Annotated in this window: 15 protein-coding genes; 4 read left to right on the top strand and 11 right to left on the bottom strand. The window is 65.7% G+C overall.

The genetic code is table 11. The features are described 5' to 3' along the window. Window positions 1–260: 260 nt before the first annotated feature. The 4 genes from KXZ72_RS14725 to KXZ72_RS13820 all read right to left on the bottom strand — a co-directional run bounded on the left by KXZ72_RS14725 (window position 261) and on the right by KXZ72_RS13820 (window position 3,279). Window positions 261–383 carry a hypothetical protein gene (locus KXZ72_RS14725; RefSeq protein WP_264159401.1) on the bottom strand — a complete coding sequence of 41 codons (123 nt, stop codon included), beginning with the start codon at window positions 381–383 and terminating at the stop codon, window positions 261–263. A 245-nt stretch (window positions 384–628) separates the two neighbouring features. After that, entirely contained in the window at window positions 629–1,285 is a 657-nt protein-coding gene (locus KXZ72_RS13830; protein WP_226081515.1) for an SIMPL domain-containing protein, read from the bottom strand. Window positions 1,286–1,338: 53 nt separating this feature from the next. Then, the gene (locus KXZ72_RS13825) at window positions 1,339–2,484 is read right to left on the bottom strand and encodes an aminotransferase class V-fold PLP-dependent enzyme (protein ID WP_226081514.1); all 1,146 of its coding nucleotides are present in this window, start codon (window positions 2,482–2,484) and stop codon (window positions 1,339–1,341) included. A 6-nt stretch (window positions 2,485–2,490) separates the two neighbouring features. Next, window positions 2,491–3,279 (bottom strand): isoprenyl transferase, encoded by a 789-nt coding sequence (locus KXZ72_RS13820; protein ID WP_226081513.1) that lies wholly within the window; start codon window positions 3,277–3,279, stop codon window positions 2,491–2,493. Window positions 3,280–3,337: 58 nt separating this feature from the next. Between KXZ72_RS13820 and trhA the strand changes: the two genes are divergently transcribed. Then, complete coding sequence (gene trhA / locus KXZ72_RS13815; protein WP_226081512.1) at window positions 3,338–4,096, top strand: PAQR family membrane homeostasis protein TrhA; 759 nt, start codon at window positions 3,338–3,340, stop codon at window positions 4,094–4,096. A 63-nt stretch (window positions 4,097–4,159) separates the two neighbouring features. On the opposite strand, the gene KXZ72_RS13810 is transcribed toward trhA, so the two are convergent. The 3 genes from KXZ72_RS13810 to KXZ72_RS13800 form a co-directional block, all read right to left on the bottom strand. After that, entirely contained in the window at window positions 4,160–5,005 is an 846-nt protein-coding gene (locus tag KXZ72_RS13810; protein ID WP_226081511.1) for an anti-sigma factor, read from the bottom strand. Then, window positions 5,002–5,619 (bottom strand): ECF RNA polymerase sigma factor SigK, encoded by a 618-nt coding sequence (sigK, locus tag KXZ72_RS13805; protein WP_226081510.1) that lies wholly within the window; start codon window positions 5,617–5,619, stop codon window positions 5,002–5,004. Before sigK ends, KXZ72_RS13810 begins: the two co-directional genes overlap by 4 nt. A 91-nt stretch (window positions 5,620–5,710) precedes the next feature. After that, window positions 5,711–7,447, bottom strand: a complete 1,737-nt coding sequence (locus KXZ72_RS13800; protein WP_226081509.1) for a cytochrome c biogenesis protein DipZ — start codon at window positions 7,445–7,447, stop codon at window positions 5,711–5,713. Between the two features lie 263 nt (window positions 7,448–7,710). On the opposite strand from KXZ72_RS13800, the gene KXZ72_RS13795 reads away from it, so the two are divergent. Next, a complete protein-coding gene (locus KXZ72_RS13795; RefSeq protein WP_226081508.1) occupies window positions 7,711–8,364 on the top strand; it encodes a fasciclin domain-containing protein in 654 nt (217 codons plus the stop codon). 144 nt (window positions 8,365–8,508) lie between these two features. Here the strand turns inward: KXZ72_RS13795 and KXZ72_RS13790 are convergent, their stop codons facing one another. Continuing rightward, entirely contained in the window at window positions 8,509–8,817 is a 309-nt protein-coding gene (locus KXZ72_RS13790; protein WP_226081507.1) for a hypothetical protein, read from the bottom strand. Beyond that, window positions 8,814–9,680 carry a mycothiol conjugate amidase Mca gene (gene mca, locus KXZ72_RS13785; RefSeq protein ID WP_226081506.1) on the bottom strand — a complete coding sequence of 289 codons (867 nt, stop codon included), beginning with the start codon at window positions 9,678–9,680 and terminating at the stop codon, window positions 8,814–8,816. Before mca ends, KXZ72_RS13790 begins: the two co-directional genes overlap by 4 nt. 115 nt (window positions 9,681–9,795) lie before the next feature. Here mca and KXZ72_RS13780 point away from each other — a divergent pair, with 115 nt between their 5' ends. Together KXZ72_RS13780 and greA are read left to right on the top strand one after the other, a co-directional pair. Further along, entirely contained in the window at window positions 9,796–10,239 is a 444-nt protein-coding gene (locus KXZ72_RS13780) for a DUF4307 domain-containing protein (protein ID WP_226081505.1), read from the top strand. A gap of 90 nt (window positions 10,240–10,329) precedes the next feature. Further along, a complete protein-coding gene (gene greA, locus KXZ72_RS13775) occupies window positions 10,330–10,821 on the top strand; it encodes a transcription elongation factor GreA (protein WP_226081504.1) in 492 nt (163 codons plus the stop codon). A 77-nt stretch (window positions 10,822–10,898) separates the two neighbouring features. Here greA and ilvA read toward each other — a convergent pair whose 3' ends face one another. Continuing rightward, window positions 10,899–12,137, bottom strand: a complete 1,239-nt coding sequence (gene ilvA, locus KXZ72_RS13770) for a threonine ammonia-lyase (RefSeq protein ID WP_226081503.1) — start codon at window positions 12,135–12,137, stop codon at window positions 10,899–10,901. A 105-nt stretch (window positions 12,138–12,242) separates the two neighbouring features. After that, entirely contained in the window at window positions 12,243–13,607 is a 1,365-nt protein-coding gene (locus KXZ72_RS13765) for an AI-2E family transporter (protein WP_226081502.1), read from the bottom strand. Window positions 13,608–13,637: the final 30 nt, after the last annotated feature.

Here is a 13,637-nt window from a genome sequence, read left to right as displayed (position 1 = left end):
CCCAAAAAGCGCTGGACCGGAGAACTCCGCCCCGGAGTACATTGAGCCGGAGAACACCGAGCCAGAGAACACCGAGCCGGAGAACAGCGACCCAGAAAGCACCGAGATCAGGAGCGTCACCGCCCCTTCACATATCGGCCCTCCGAATATGATGCCGTCGAATAGTGTGCCGCCACATACCGGCCCGCCGGATATCGGCCCACAAAACTCGGGTCCCGCGGAAACCCCGGCGAGGCCCGAGAGCTCCGCGCCCCCGGGCACTACGCACCCTCCGGATACTCGCCCCGTGGAAAAATCTCGGGGACGGGCCCCGCCCCCGGGAACACGGGCTCGCGGGCCCCGAGGAGGACCCGTTGCGCCGCCTGCTGGAGTGAATTAATCATGCCTCCAGGCTAAAAACCGGCGGCGCGCCCGCGCGGAAAAAACTGCGGGCTGTGCACAACCATCGCGCCACTTCCGGGCTGGGGATAGCGATCCCTTTACCGCCTCCGTGCCGGATTCATCAGCCCCGGATTCATCAGCCCCGCAGGTCCGCGCCCGGGGCACAAGAATCACCCCGAGATCGCCCCGTCCCCACTCCCCCGGCCCCACGCGAGACCCGGGTTCTCGGCTCCCGCCGAGCCCGCCCCTAGGCCACGAAGTCGGCCGTGACCTCCGCGGAAACCTGAATCTCCCGCGGCGTCAGATCAAAGGATCCCCCACCCGCGGCATCCGCCGACATCATCATCGACTTCGCCATCATCGCCCCGCCCGGGCCCGCCGGCGCAGCGGTGCGCAGCCCCGGTTCGTAGATCGCGGTGAGTGCGGGGGTTCCCGCCCCCGCAGCACCCGCATAGACCCCGGCCCGCGCCACCGCATCGGTGACCGCCCGCGCCCGCATCAGCTCGGTGGCCTCCGCGAGTGCGCGCTCCGAGACATCCCAGGTGAGCGATTCGATCCGCACCGCGGCCTCGGCCCCGAGGAAATCCACCCACTCCTGTAGCGCCCCAAAATCGGAAAATCTCAGCATAAATGCCGAGCTCGCGCGCTGGGCATCGGCCCCGCGTACCCCGTCGGGACCCCAGGTGGGGGTGGTGCCGATGCTCACGCTATCGGCGTTCCAGCGCGTGGTGGCCCCGGCCGCGGCCAGCTCCGCCGCGCGCACACTCAGCTCGCGATGAATCCGCGCGGCCTCGGCCACCACCTCGGCGCGTGAGGCTCCCTCGCACTCCACGCGGGCACGCACGGTTCCGCGGGTGGCGGGCAGCGCGCTCTCGGCATATCCGGTCACGGCAATGGTGATCATCGGTTTATCCCCTGTTTCTCTCATCGAATAACGGCATCCGGTGGCGGGACGGTTTAGGGTCCCGCGAGATCCTGAATCTGCGGTCGCGCACCGCACAGCGAGGCCATCGCCTCGCGCAGCATGCGCAGGGTTTCGCGGTCGGTACCGGCGTGCACGGAGAGGCGGGTGCGCCCCTCGCGCAGCGTCGCCGTGATCCCGGCATTATGAAGCGCGGCGGCCAGCAGCCCGGCGTCGTCTCCCTCGGGCTCCAGCACCACGATGCCCGCCCTCCTATGGGCCTCTCGCGGGCTCACCACGGGCAGGTTGTACTCGGAGGCCATCTCGATGATTTCGCCCGCCAGATCGCTAATCACGGCCGCTATGGAGGAGACTCCCGCCGCGGCCGTCTCCTCGAGCGACGCGGCAAAGCGCGACTGAGCCAGCCGATCCGGATTGGAGACCGCATAGGCCGAGGCTCCCGGGCCCGGCTCGACCACGCGCCCCCAGGGCTCCACGTCGCCGGTCCCCATGAACCCGCTGATCACCGGCGTCATCAAATCCAGTGCCAGATCCGACAGCGCCAAAAAGCCCGTGCCCCAGCCGGCCCGCGCCCATTTATGGCCGCCCGCGGCGAGCACATCGGCCGCCGCATAATCGGCATCAACCACGCCAAAGCCCTGGATTGCGTCCACGATCAGCAGGCGATCGCCGATCACATCGCGGATACCCGCGAGGTCCGCGACAAATCCCGTGCGATAGTCCACGAGGCTCACCACCACCGCATCAATATCCACGCTCAGCTGTGCGCGCACCGCCTCGGGGGTGACGCGGCCATCCTCGGTCTTCAGCCAGTGCGGGGTGAGTCGCCCCACGTGCTCATGCGAGCGTGCCGCGGCGAGGGGAACACTCGGGAAGTCCTGGGCGCTCACCAGGAGCCCGCCGGAGAGCCCAAACATCGCCTGCATCAGCGCCGTTCCGGTATTGGGCTGGGCCACCACCTGCTCGGGGGCAAAACCGGTAAGCGCGCTCACCGCCGATTGAAACCGCGGGCCCTCCTCGGCGAGGAACGGCATCGTTCCGAACCGGCCGCGGCCGAGGGCCTCGGTATGCACCCGAATATCCTCGCGCACCGCGACGCTGAGCGGCCCCATCCGGGCATAGTCCAGATAGCCGGCCTCCTGATCGGCAAATCCGGCAATAAATTTTTTGATACCGCTCATAAATCTTTAGCCTCCGTAGCGGCGGTTGCGGCGGGAAAAATCTCGCAGCGCCCGTAGGAAATCAACCTCGCGCAGATCGGGCCCGAGGGCCTCGACAAAATAAAACTCGCTATGCGCGCTTTGCCACAGCATAAAGTCACTGAGGCGTTGTTCGCCAGAGGTACGGATCACTAAATCGGGATCGGGCTGCCCCCCGGTATAGAGGTGCTCGCCGATCAGGTCGGGGGTTAGGAGCTCCGCAAGACCCGCGATGGTCCCGCCGTTGGTGCCCTCATAATCGCTCACGATCGAGCGCATCGCGTCCACGATTTCGGTGCGTCCGCCATAGCCCACGGCAAGGTTAATATGCAGGCCGGGATTGTCCCGGGTGCGTTCCTCGGCCCCGCGCAGCGCGGCGATCAGCTCGGGCGGCAGGCCCTTGGTGGCCCCGACGTGTTGCACGGCCCAGTCGCGATAGTGCGAGAGTTCCTCGGCGAGATCCGCGATGATCTCGATCAGATCGCCGAGTTCCTCGGATTCGCGCTGCACGAGGTTATCGCTGGAGAGCAGATAGAGGGTGACGGTTTTGATGCCGAGGTCATCGCACCATTCCAAAAACTCACGCATCTTGGCGGCCCCGGCGCGGTGACCGTGTGCGGGGGTATCAAAACCGAGCTGCTTGGCCCAGCGCCGGTTTCCATCGATGATCATGGCCACATGCCGCGGCAGCGTCTCCGGGTTCAGGTTCCGGCGGATCTTTTTTTGGTACAGCGCATAGAGGAGTTCTCTGCCCGGCCGCGTCTTGCTATTCGTCACAACGTTACGCTAGCTCACTTTTCCTGATGTTCCTGTATTCGATCGCTAGGCTGGGGGCATGGTAGGCAAGAATGGGTCGGCGGCTCGCGGCCGCGCACACGGTGAAATCCCCGACGAGGGCGTAAACCTTCCCAAGCTGCCGCTGGTGGAGGCCGGGAAAATTGCCCCGGAGGAGGTCAAACCCACCTGGCGCGGATGGATCCATGCCGGAACATTCCCGGTGTCTATCGCCGCGGGAATCGTGCTGATCGCGCTCGCGCAGGGCGGCCCGGCCAAGTGGAGTAGCGCGGTATTTATGCTCACCTCGCTGCTGCTCTTTGGCAATTCCGCGCTCTATCACCGCATCAATTGGACACCGCGCGTGAAGATGATCTTTAAACGCATCGATCATGCCAATATTTTTCTGCTGATTGCCGGCACGTATACGCCGATCGCGGTGCTGGCCCTGCCGCCCGCGAAGGGCACGCTGCTGCTGGTCATCGTCTGGACCGGTGCGCTGCTGGGGATCGCCTTCCGGGTGTTTTGGATCGGCGCCCCGCGCTGGCTCTATGTGATTCTTTATCTGGCGCTGGGCTGGGCGGCCGTGATGTATCTGGGCGATATTGTGCGGGCCAACGCCGCCACGATGCTGCTCGTGGTCATCGGAGGATTGCTGTACTCGGCCGGCGCGGTTGTCTATGGCATGAAAAAGCCCAATCCGTTCCCGGGCCATTTTGGATTCCATGAGATCTTCCATGTCTGCACGGTCCTGGCGTTCCTGTGCCACTGGACCGGAATCCTGCTGCTGGCCCTGCACCCCGAGTTTCACGCCGGTTAACGCCCGGGCGGGACGGGACACCCCGTGGGGGTCCCGTCCCGCCCGGATACCGCCGGTTCCGGTTTAGGTGGGGACCACCACGATCGGATCGGTGGTGGGGGTCTGCGAGCCGCCCCGGGGTTCCACGGTGACGCCGATGGTATCCCCGGGCGCAAGCGTGCCCTCCAGCAGGGCCCAGGTGACGCCCTCGGCCTCGGGGCCGAAGGTTCCGGCGGGGGTTGCCCCGTTGCCATCGATCAGCCAGAGTTCCAGGACCCGATCGGCGGGCAGCGCGGGCAGATCGCTGACGGCAATCGCCGCGCCCGTGTGCCGGGCCGACCAGACCACGGTGGCGGTGCCGCCGCCGTCCACCGGTGTGACCACACGCTCCAGATCATCCGCGGCGAGCAGCGCTGACAGCCGCGCCTCCGCGGTGATCGCGGCGGGAGGGGCCTGCGGGGCGAGGAGCCCCTGACCGAGCGTGAGGCCCCCAAAAAACAGGCCCACGCCGGCGGCCACCCCGGCGATGATCCAGACCGGGCGCGATCGCCGGGAACGGGCAGCGCCGATCGGGGTCACGGTGCCCGCGGCGGAATCGGTTTCCGCGGGGCTCTCGGCCGGGGTGCTTGCGCGCGGCGCGGTGGAGTCGGCTCCGGTCTCCGCGGCGAGCGCCTCCTCCGCCCCGAGCTGGGGCAGGGAGTCCAGGCGGTCCAGGATGCTCGCGCGCAGCCCGGCCGAGGGCTGCACGGGTTCGGCCGCGAGGCCCAGCTCGGCGGCCACGGCCTCAAACTCGGCAATCTCGCGATCCAGATCGGCATCGCGTGAGCGCTCATTGCGCAGCTGCGCGGCCCGCGCGCTCTCCAGGGCGTGCAGGGCATAGGCGGCCGCATCCTCGCTGCCGGGGTTCTGGGTGTCCCGTGTGGGAGTCATCGTGCCACCTCCTGTCCTAAGAGTTCTCGTAATTTGATCATGCCATCGCGAATCCGGGTTTTCACCGTGCCGAGCGGTATCTTGAGCCGCTCCGCTATTTCCGTCTGGGTGAAGCCCGCATAATAGGCGAGGATCACGGCCTCGCGTTGATTTTCGCCGAGCCTCTCGAGCGCCCGGGCTACCCGTTCGTGTTCCACCCGTATCTCGGCGTTCTCCGCCACGCTATCGAAGGCCACCGGGATATCGCGGATTCCGATGCGTTCATCGCGCTCGCGGCTGGATTGCGCGGCGCGCACCCGGTCCACCGCCCGGCGATGCGCGAGGGTCATCAGCCAGGCCGTGACCGTGCCGCGATCGGGATCAAATCCCGCGGCCCGCTGCCAGACCTCCAGGAAAACCTCCTGGGCGATCTCCTCGGACTGGGCCGGATCCACCAACACCCGGCGGATCAGGCCCAGTACCCGGGGGGCAAAGAGGTCGTAGAGTTCCGCAAAGGCCTCCCGATCCGCGTCCCGGATGCGGAGCATCAGGGCAGCGGCGCGTTCAGCGATGGTCGCCGCGGGGGCGGGGCCCGCGGGTGGTGGGTCCTCGGGGACCCCGTGTGCACCGTACATCACGCTAGTTTGGCAAAGATTTGGGGATGGTGTGTACCGCCACTCCCCCGCACCCCGCACCCCGCCCGGAATCGGGCGGGGCCGCGCGGGCCTATCCAAACGTAAAGGAGTAGGCATCAACGCCCCCCGAGACGGTCACCGTGAGCTCCCCCGTGGACGAGGAATCGGCCCGGAAGATTTGATAGGAATTGGGAACGCCGCTCACGGGGATGGTCCGGGTATCGGAGCCGTTTTTCACCGTGATCTCGCCCTCTCCGCCCAGTACCATCCGAATCTCGGAGGCCGTATAGGTCAGCCGGATCCGGCCGTTTTCGGAGCCGATGGCCTGGCTGGTGAGATCCCAGGTGCCGTCGAGGGTGAACGTATCCGCGGGCTGCGAATCGGGGAAGGCAAACGTGCCCTCTCCCGTGCCATAGGTTTCCGAGCCCGCAAAATTTGTCATTTTGGTGGGGGCCAGATAGGTCTCCGGGGTGGTGGAGCCCAGCTCGGGGGTGGCATCCGTGGTCTCGGTGGCGGCGGAAAGCGTGACCCCCGGGGTCGCCGCGGTGAGCAATTCGCGGATCAGCTTCTCGGTATTGGCATAGCCGCCCTCACCAAATTTGATATGCCGCACGGTGCCCTCGGCATCGATCAGATAGTGGGCGGGCCAATAACGGTTGCGGTAGTTGGTCCAGGTGGAGAGATTATTATCCAGCGCCACCGGATAGGTGATTTTCTGCGCGGCGATGGCTGCCTGCACGTTGGCGGGCTCCTTCTCAAACGCATATTCCGGGGAGTGCACGCCGATCACCTCGAGGCCGGCATCTCGATAGGTATCGGCCCAGGCGGTGGTATGCGGCACCGAGCGCAGGCAGTTAATGCAGCTATAGGCCCAGAAGTCCACCAGGACCACCTTGCCGCGCAGCTCCTCCAGCGCGATCGGCCGATCCCCCTCGGTGTTATACCAGCGGTCGATATTTTTCAGATCGGGGGCGGTGCCGCAGCTCTCCAGCTCGCTTGCTCCATTGCTGCACTTATCCAGGTCGCGGTTTTGATCGTTGACCAGCCCGCCCAGGTCCAGGGCCTGGGACACCTGCTCGGAGTTATTAAAGCCGTCCTGCAGCCCGGCGGTATAGTCCGGGATGAGTCGCTGCAGCGCCTGGGGCACGTTAAAGACCAGCCCGATCGCGAGGGCCACCATCAGGATTCCGCCGGTGATGCGGATTCCCTTCTGCCGGCTGCGGAACGCCTTGACCCGCTCCGCGACGCGGCGCCCGGCCAGGGCAAAAAACAGCAGCGGGATCGAGGTACCCAGGGCGAAGCTCACGGTGAGCACCACGGTCTCCCACCCGATCGTGCCCGTGGAGCCCGCCACGGTGATCGCCGCGAGGATCGGTCCGGCACACGGAACATAAACGGCACCCAGCGCGAGGCCCAGGCCAAATCCGCGCCGCTCGGGCTTAATGGCGCGCTGCGGGAAGCGGGCGAAGGGACGCTCCAGCAGGTGCTGCAGGGGCTCAAAAATCAGGCCCAGGCCGATCGCGACCAGCACGATCAGTGCCGCCCAGCGCAGCACATCCTGCGGCAGGCCCAGCACGCTCAGTAGCAGCGAGCCGAGGAGCGTGAAGATGCTGAAGCTCACCACCAGCCCGGCCACCACCTGATAGGGACGCCAGCGCGAGGGGGGCTTCACCGCGGGGAGGGGCTGCCCGTCCGCACCTTTTTCCCCGGGCACGCGGGCACTCTCCGCACCCCCCGAGAAGAAGATCACGGGAAGCACGGGCAGGATACAGGGGGAGATGCCGGTGATGAGGCCACCGACCAATCCGATCAACGCCAGGGTAAGCATGGGAACAACCTTTCCGGGCCGGCTGTGTGGGGATACCCACGTGCGGCTGATGAACGGTATTCGGTGCGCCGCCCCGATCGGATTGGAACCCCCATTTTTCCGCGGGATTCCGGGGCTCGAAAAAAACTTTGATTTATTTCCCATCCGTTTGCCCGGGGGTTCCGAATACCTGTCAACAGCCGCCACAACACCGTGGCGGATTCGGTTCCGAGACACAGCCGTATCACCCTCGGATAGCGAATTCCTCGAATCAGGAGAAGATCATGAAGACTCGCCGCGCACTCATCACCGCTTCCACGCTTGCCGCACTGTCGCTGTTCGCCCTCGCCGGATGTTCGGCCACCACCGATACCGCCGGTTCCTCCCCCGCCGCCTCCACCATGGAGACCCCGAAGGCCTCGGCCTCCCCCGATGCCGCACTCACCGCCAACCTGGTGGGCGCAGGCTGCTCGGCCTATGCCGAGGCCGTTCCCACCGGTGCCGGTTCGATCCTCGGAATGTCCCAGGACCCGGTGGCCGTGGCCGCCTCCAATAACCCGATGCTGACCACCCTGGTGGCCGCCGTTTCCGGCCAGCTGAACCCCGATGTGAACCTCGTTGATACCCTGAACGGTTCCGAGTTCACGGTATTTGCCCCCGTGGATGACGCGTTTGCGAAGATCGACGCCGGCACCATCGACACCCTGAAGACCGATTCGGCGCTGCTGAGCAAGATCCTGACCTACCACGTGGTGCCCGGCCAGATCCTGCCCGATAAGATCGCCGGCTCGCACACCACCGTTGAGGGTCAGGACGTGACCGTGACCGGTTCCGGCAATGACCTCAAGGTCGGCGATGCCACCGTGATCTGTGGTGGAGTGAAGACCGCCAACGCCACGGTATACCTGATCGACTCGGTACTGATGCCCCCCATGTAATACCCGCTGTATACCCCACGGGGCCCCTCCGCACGCGCGGAGGGGCCCCGTTTTTTGGGAGCTGCGCGGCGCATCCCGGGGGTGCAAAAGAGAAACGGCGGGCCCGGAGGATTCTCCTCCGGGCCCGCCGCGGGGTATCTCGGGTTATTTACCCGGGGGCGTCTCGCCGGGCTCGGGCTGCTCGCGATCGAGCGCGGGCAGTCCGGCCTCGGCGCGAGCGAGGTCTTCCTTTTCGTGCTCCAGGCGCTCCACGATCTCGGCGCGATAATTGGTGCGGCGGATGCGGCGCATCATGTCCCAGACCAGGAAACACGCGGCAACGGCGACAAACGCGATCGCGAGGAAGCCGATAACACCCGGGGTCACCAGGTTATTATCCGGGGCCACGCCGGGGGTGCGCGGCGACGGGGACGGGGAGACGCTGAGCGTCCAACCGAGCAGGGTGGCGATCATGACAGGTCCTCAATTCCGGCGAACAGGTCGCTTTCGGGGATGGTGGTGGGCACGGTGCTCCGCGCCAGTTCAAAGTCTTCATAGGGCCAGGCGCGGCGCTGCAGGTCGTTGCTCCAGAAGAAAAATCCGGAGTCCGGCGGCACCTGGCAGGCATGGGCGCGCAGGGCGGCATCGCGCTTTTCAAAAAACTCGCCCACCTCCACATGGGTGGTGGCGCGATCGGGTCGGTCCCGCATCCAGGACATGCGCTCCTCCATCGCCGCGAGCTGCGGGGAATCGGGTTCGCTGCGCTGCATCTCGGCAAAATTGGCATTCACGCGGGCGGAGTTAAAGACCTGGTCGTAATAGAGCTTGGAGACCTGCCAGGCCGGGCCCAGCTCGGGATAGGCGCTCGGATCGGCGGCCACCTCATAGGCGGCCTCGGCGATCTGATTGGTGCGGATATGATCCGGGTGCGGATAGCCGCCGTTTTCGTCATAGGCGGTCATGACGTGCGGGCGATACTCGCGGATCAGGCGCACCAGCGGCTGCACGGAGATCTCCAGGGGGATCGCGGCGAAGCTTCCCGCGGGAACCGTACCGTCCTCCTGGGCCATACCCGAGTCGTAATAGCCGAGCCAGCGGTGCTGAATATCGAGGATGCGGGCGGCCTCGGCCATCTCCAGCCGGCGCAGGCCGGTGAGATCGCGGTGGGCCAGGTGGATCAGGGGCAGATTGTCATTTTGAATATCTCCCCGCTCGCCGCCCGTGCAGCTCACAACCATCACCTCGGCGCCGCGGGCGCGATAGGCGGCCAGCGTGGCCGCGCCCTTGCTCGATTCGTCATCGGGGTGGGCGTGCACGGCCAGAAGTCTCGGTGCCACGTGTGTTGTCTCCTTGGTATTGATAAGCGCCCGGAGGACTCATGTGGACGCACACGGCTCGCGAAACGGTTAACCTAGTACCAATAGTACTAATCCTTTGAACGGGTGTGAGTTGATGAGCCAGACAGATCTGTCTTTACCGGGTAAAGACCAGGCTGCCGATCCCGAGACCGTGCTGGCCGACCGCTATGGTCGCACGCCGCGCACCCATAAACGCGACCGACGCATTCTCGTGATCGTGGCCGCCGCGTTTGCCGTGGTACTGGGTGCCTGGGTGGTCTGGGGGGCGCTAGACGGCGATTCTGCCACGATCGAGGCCCGGGATACCGCGCATGCGATCCTCGACGACCATAACGTGGACGTGAGCTTTATGCTCACCGCCCCGCCCGGGTCCAGCCCGCTGTGCGTGGTGCAGGCGATGAACGATGAGTTCACCGTGGTGGGGTGGAAGCTGATCCAGATCCAGCCCGGGGAACAGAACGTTCGCACCTTCACGCAGCGGGTGAAGACCACCCAAATCGCGAGCACAGGGTTGATTAAGAACTGCTGGCTGCCCTAGGCTCGACGGATACCCGCGCTTTTGCTGCCGGGTAGTCCCAGCGCCTCGACCACCCGTCGAGGCGCTCGTTTATGTATTTAGGAGTTCACGATGGCTGACGACACGCAGGTCTCATTCCTCACCCAGGAAACCTTCGATCGACTGACCGCCGAGCTGGAAACGCTCTCCACGGAAGGCCGCACCGAGATTGCCAAGCGCATCGAGGCCGCCCGCGAGGAGGGTGACCTCAAGGAAAACGGCGGTTACCACGCCGCCAAGGATGAGCAGGGCAAGATCGAGCTGCGCATTCGCACGCTCACGCAGATGCTGCGCGATGCTGTGGTCGGTGAGACCCCCACCTCCAATGGCGTGGTTGAGCCCGGCACCGTCATCACCGCGAATGTCGCGGGCGATGAGGAGGTCTTCCTGCTGGGCAACCGCGAGATCGCGGGCAACTCCGAGCTTGATGTATATAGCGAGTCCAGCCCGCTTGGTGCCGCGATCCGCGGCCTGAAGGTCGGCGCGAAGACTGTTTATCAGGCCCCGAATGGCCGCGATATCAACGTGGAGATTCTGAAGGTGGAAACCTACGCCGGCCAGTAGTCCCGGCCGAAATACACGGGGCCCCGGCCCCACACCGCGCGGTGTGGGACCGGGGCCCCCGTGTTTTATCAGACCGGTTAGTCCTCCACCACGCGCGGGGTATAGGCGGCATCTCGCAGCGTCTCCAGCACCAGTTCGCGGTGTTCGGAGCCGCGGGTCTCGATGCTGATCTTCAGCTCCACCTGACCGATCTGCAGGCCGTTCCCGTGCCGGGTATGCAGGACCTCAATCACGTTGGCATTGGCCTGCGCGATCAGTTCGGAGATGCGCGCGAGCTGACCGGGGCGGTCGGGCAGCGGAATGCTCAGCGTGAGATAGCGGTCCGAGGCCACCAGGCCGTGGTTCACCACGATCTGCATCAGCCGCGGATCGATATTGCCGCCCGAGAGAATCAGCACCGTGGGTCCCGAAGCGGAGATTTTCCCGGCCAGGATCGCGGCCACACCCACGGCACCCGCGGGCTCCACCACCAGCTTTGCGCGCTCCAAGAGCACCACCAGTGCGCGGGCGATATCGTCCTCGGTTACGGTGATGATCTCGTCCACCAGCTCGCGGATAATCGCAAAATTGAGGTTGCCCGGACGGGCCACGGCGATACCATCGGCGATCGTCGGGGTGGTGATAATCGAGGTGACCTCCCCCGCGGCGAGCGATACGGGATAGGCCGCCGCATTGGCCGCCTGCACACCGATGATGCGCACCGTGCGCCCCTCCTGCTCGGCGCGCAGCCGGGCGGCCGTGGCCACACCGGAGATCAGTCCACCGCCGCCGATGGGCACGATGATGGTCTCCACATCGGGCACCTGCTCAAAGATTTCCAGGCCCAGCGTGCCCTGCCCGGTGATCACATCGGGGTGGTCAAACGGGGGAATGAAGATGGCCCCGGTTTCCTCGGCATATTCCGCCGCGGCCCGCAGGGGCTCCTCCACGGTATGTCCGCGCAGCACGATCTGGGCGCCATAATTCTTGGTGGCCTGCAGCTTTGGCAGCGGCACCCCCACGGGCATAAAGATCGTGGCGTTAATGCCCAGCTCGCGGGCGGCCAGCGCCACACCCTGGGCGTGGTTTCCCGCGGATGCGGCCACAACCCCGCGCGCGCGCTCCTCGGCGGTGAGGGAGGCGAGCCGGTTATAGGCCCCGCGAATCTTATAGGAGCCGGTGCGCTGCAGGTTTTCGCACTTCATGTGCACGGGAACGCCCAGCAGCTCGGCCAGATAGCGCGAGGATTCCATCGGGGTGATCTCGGCCACGCGGCCGACCACCTCGCGGGCGGCCTTCAGTGCGTCCAGGGTGGGTCCCAGGTTATTAGCGATCACGGTTTTCTCCCGGCTCCCCGCGAGCGCGGGGGCCTGTCTCTCTCGGAATTACGGGTATGGTGTTGCCGGCGCGGGACGGCGGCGGACCGGGGATAAGGGTTCCGGCTAGGCGGAGGGCGAGCTATCGGAGTCCCGGGGCGTTGCCGGGGTATCCGGGGTGGCCTCCGTGCCGGGTGTGGCGGCCTTCGGGTTCGGCTCGGTGGCGTTGCGGGCGGCAGCACCGGATTTTACGGCGCCGGCGATCTTGGCCGCGAGCCCCGAGAGTTCCACCGGGTCCGGGTTTGGGTCGGGGTCCGCCACCCGTGGGGCGGCCATCGCGAGTGCCTGAGGATCGTTTTTCCATCTGGCCCCGGCAATATAGCGGGTCATCTGGTTGATCACGGCGGTCACGGGCACCGCAAACAGTGCGCCCGGGATTCCGGCCAGCATTGCCCCACCGGTCACCACCAGCACCACGGCCAGCGGGTGGATCTTCACGGCGCTGCCCATGAGCAGCGGCTGCAGGACATGGCCCTCAACCTGCTGCACGATCAGGACCACCGCGAGCATGATCACGGCGATCCACAGGCCGTTATATACCAGCGCGATAAATACGGCCACGGCGCCGGTCAGCACGGCACCCACGATCGGGATAAACGAGCCCAGGAAGACCAGCACCGCGATCGGCAATGCCATCGGGATCCCGAGGAAAAAGGCACCCGCGCCGATACCCACGGCATCGATCGTGGCCACCAAAATCTGGGTGCGCGCATAATTGGCGAGGGTATTCCAGCCATCGCGGCCGGCCCCGTCAATCGCGGGGCGCGCGCGGCGCGGGAACAGGCGCACAATAAAGCGCCAGATTCCGGGGCCGTCGATCAGGAAAAACAGCAGCGAGAAGAGCGTGAGCAGCAGTCCGGTGCCCACATGTCCCAGCGTGGAGCCCACCGAGAGCGCGCCCGACCACAGCGCGGAACTATCCTTTTGGATCATCTCCATAAGCGACTGCAAATACGCCGTTAGATCGGCATCACCGATATGCAGCGGGGAATCGCGCAGCCACACCTTAAAGGCCTCAAAGGAGGCGATGGTGCGGTCCTTGACCTCGCCCGAGTCCTGGGCGATCTGGTTACCCGCGAGCCAGAGCAGGCCCGCGACCACCGCGATCGTCCCGAGCAGGGATACCGCCACGGAGAGCCCCTTGGGCACACCACGCTTGACCATAAACCGGTGGACGGGGGTGATCAGCGAGGAGATCAGCAGCGCCACGAGCAACGGAATCACCAGGAGCCGCAGCTCCATGATGAGGAAGATAAATACCGCCAGCACCCCAAAGAGCGCCAACAGCCGCCAGGACCAGGCCCCGGCAATGCGAATGCCACGCGGCACGGTGTCCTGAATATCGGTCTTCAGCACGCGCACGTCCGCGGCCTCGGTGTCCACCGATTCGGACCCGGAATCCGGGGCAGTACTATCCGTTATTTTCGACACAGGCTCAGTCTAAGCGCGGCAATATGCAGG

This window comes from Mycetocola spongiae (assembly GCF_020424085.1).
GTDB lineage: Bacteria > Actinomycetota > Actinomycetes > Actinomycetales > Microbacteriaceae > Mycetocola > Mycetocola spongiae.
Note: the sequence above shows the minus strand (reverse complement) of the source record. Positions and strands in the feature narration are given on the sequence as shown.

What these genes read in the sequence shown, in the direction of transcription:
- greA (WP_226081504.1), top strand. Translation starts at nt 10,330, where the DNA reads ATGGCTGACGACACGCAGGTCTCATTCCTCACCCAGGAAACCTTCGAT.
- KXZ72_RS13810 (WP_226081511.1), bottom strand. Translation starts at nt 5,005, where the DNA reads ATGACTCCCACACGGGACACCCAGAACCCCGGCAGCGAGGATGCGGCC.
- KXZ72_RS13830 (WP_226081515.1), bottom strand. Translation starts at nt 1,285, where the DNA reads ATGATCACCATTGCCGTGACCGGATATGCCGAGAGCGCGCTGCCCGCC.
- KXZ72_RS13800 (WP_226081509.1), bottom strand. Translation starts at nt 7,447, where the DNA reads ATGCTTACCCTGGCGTTGATCGGATTGGTCGGTGGCCTCATCACCGGC.
- KXZ72_RS13790 (WP_226081507.1), bottom strand. Translation starts at nt 8,817, where the DNA reads ATGATCGCCACCCTGCTCGGTTGGACGCTCAGCGTCTCCCCGTCCCCG.
- KXZ72_RS13780 (WP_226081505.1), top strand. Translation starts at nt 9,796, where the DNA reads ATGAGCCAGACAGATCTGTCTTTACCGGGTAAAGACCAGGCTGCCGAT.
- KXZ72_RS13795 (WP_226081508.1), top strand. Translation starts at nt 7,711, where the DNA reads ATGAAGACTCGCCGCGCACTCATCACCGCTTCCACGCTTGCCGCACTG.
- KXZ72_RS13825 (WP_226081514.1), bottom strand. Translation starts at nt 2,484, where the DNA reads ATGAGCGGTATCAAAAAATTTATTGCCGGATTTGCCGATCAGGAGGCC.
- trhA (WP_226081512.1), top strand. Translation starts at nt 3,338, where the DNA reads ATGGTAGGCAAGAATGGGTCGGCGGCTCGCGGCCGCGCACACGGTGAA.
- KXZ72_RS14725 (WP_264159401.1), bottom strand. Translation starts at nt 383, where the DNA reads ATGATTAATTCACTCCAGCAGGCGGCGCAACGGGTCCTCCTCGGGGCC.
- sigK (WP_226081510.1), bottom strand. Translation starts at nt 5,619, where the DNA reads ATGTACGGTGCACACGGGGTCCCCGAGGACCCACCACCCGCGGGCCCC.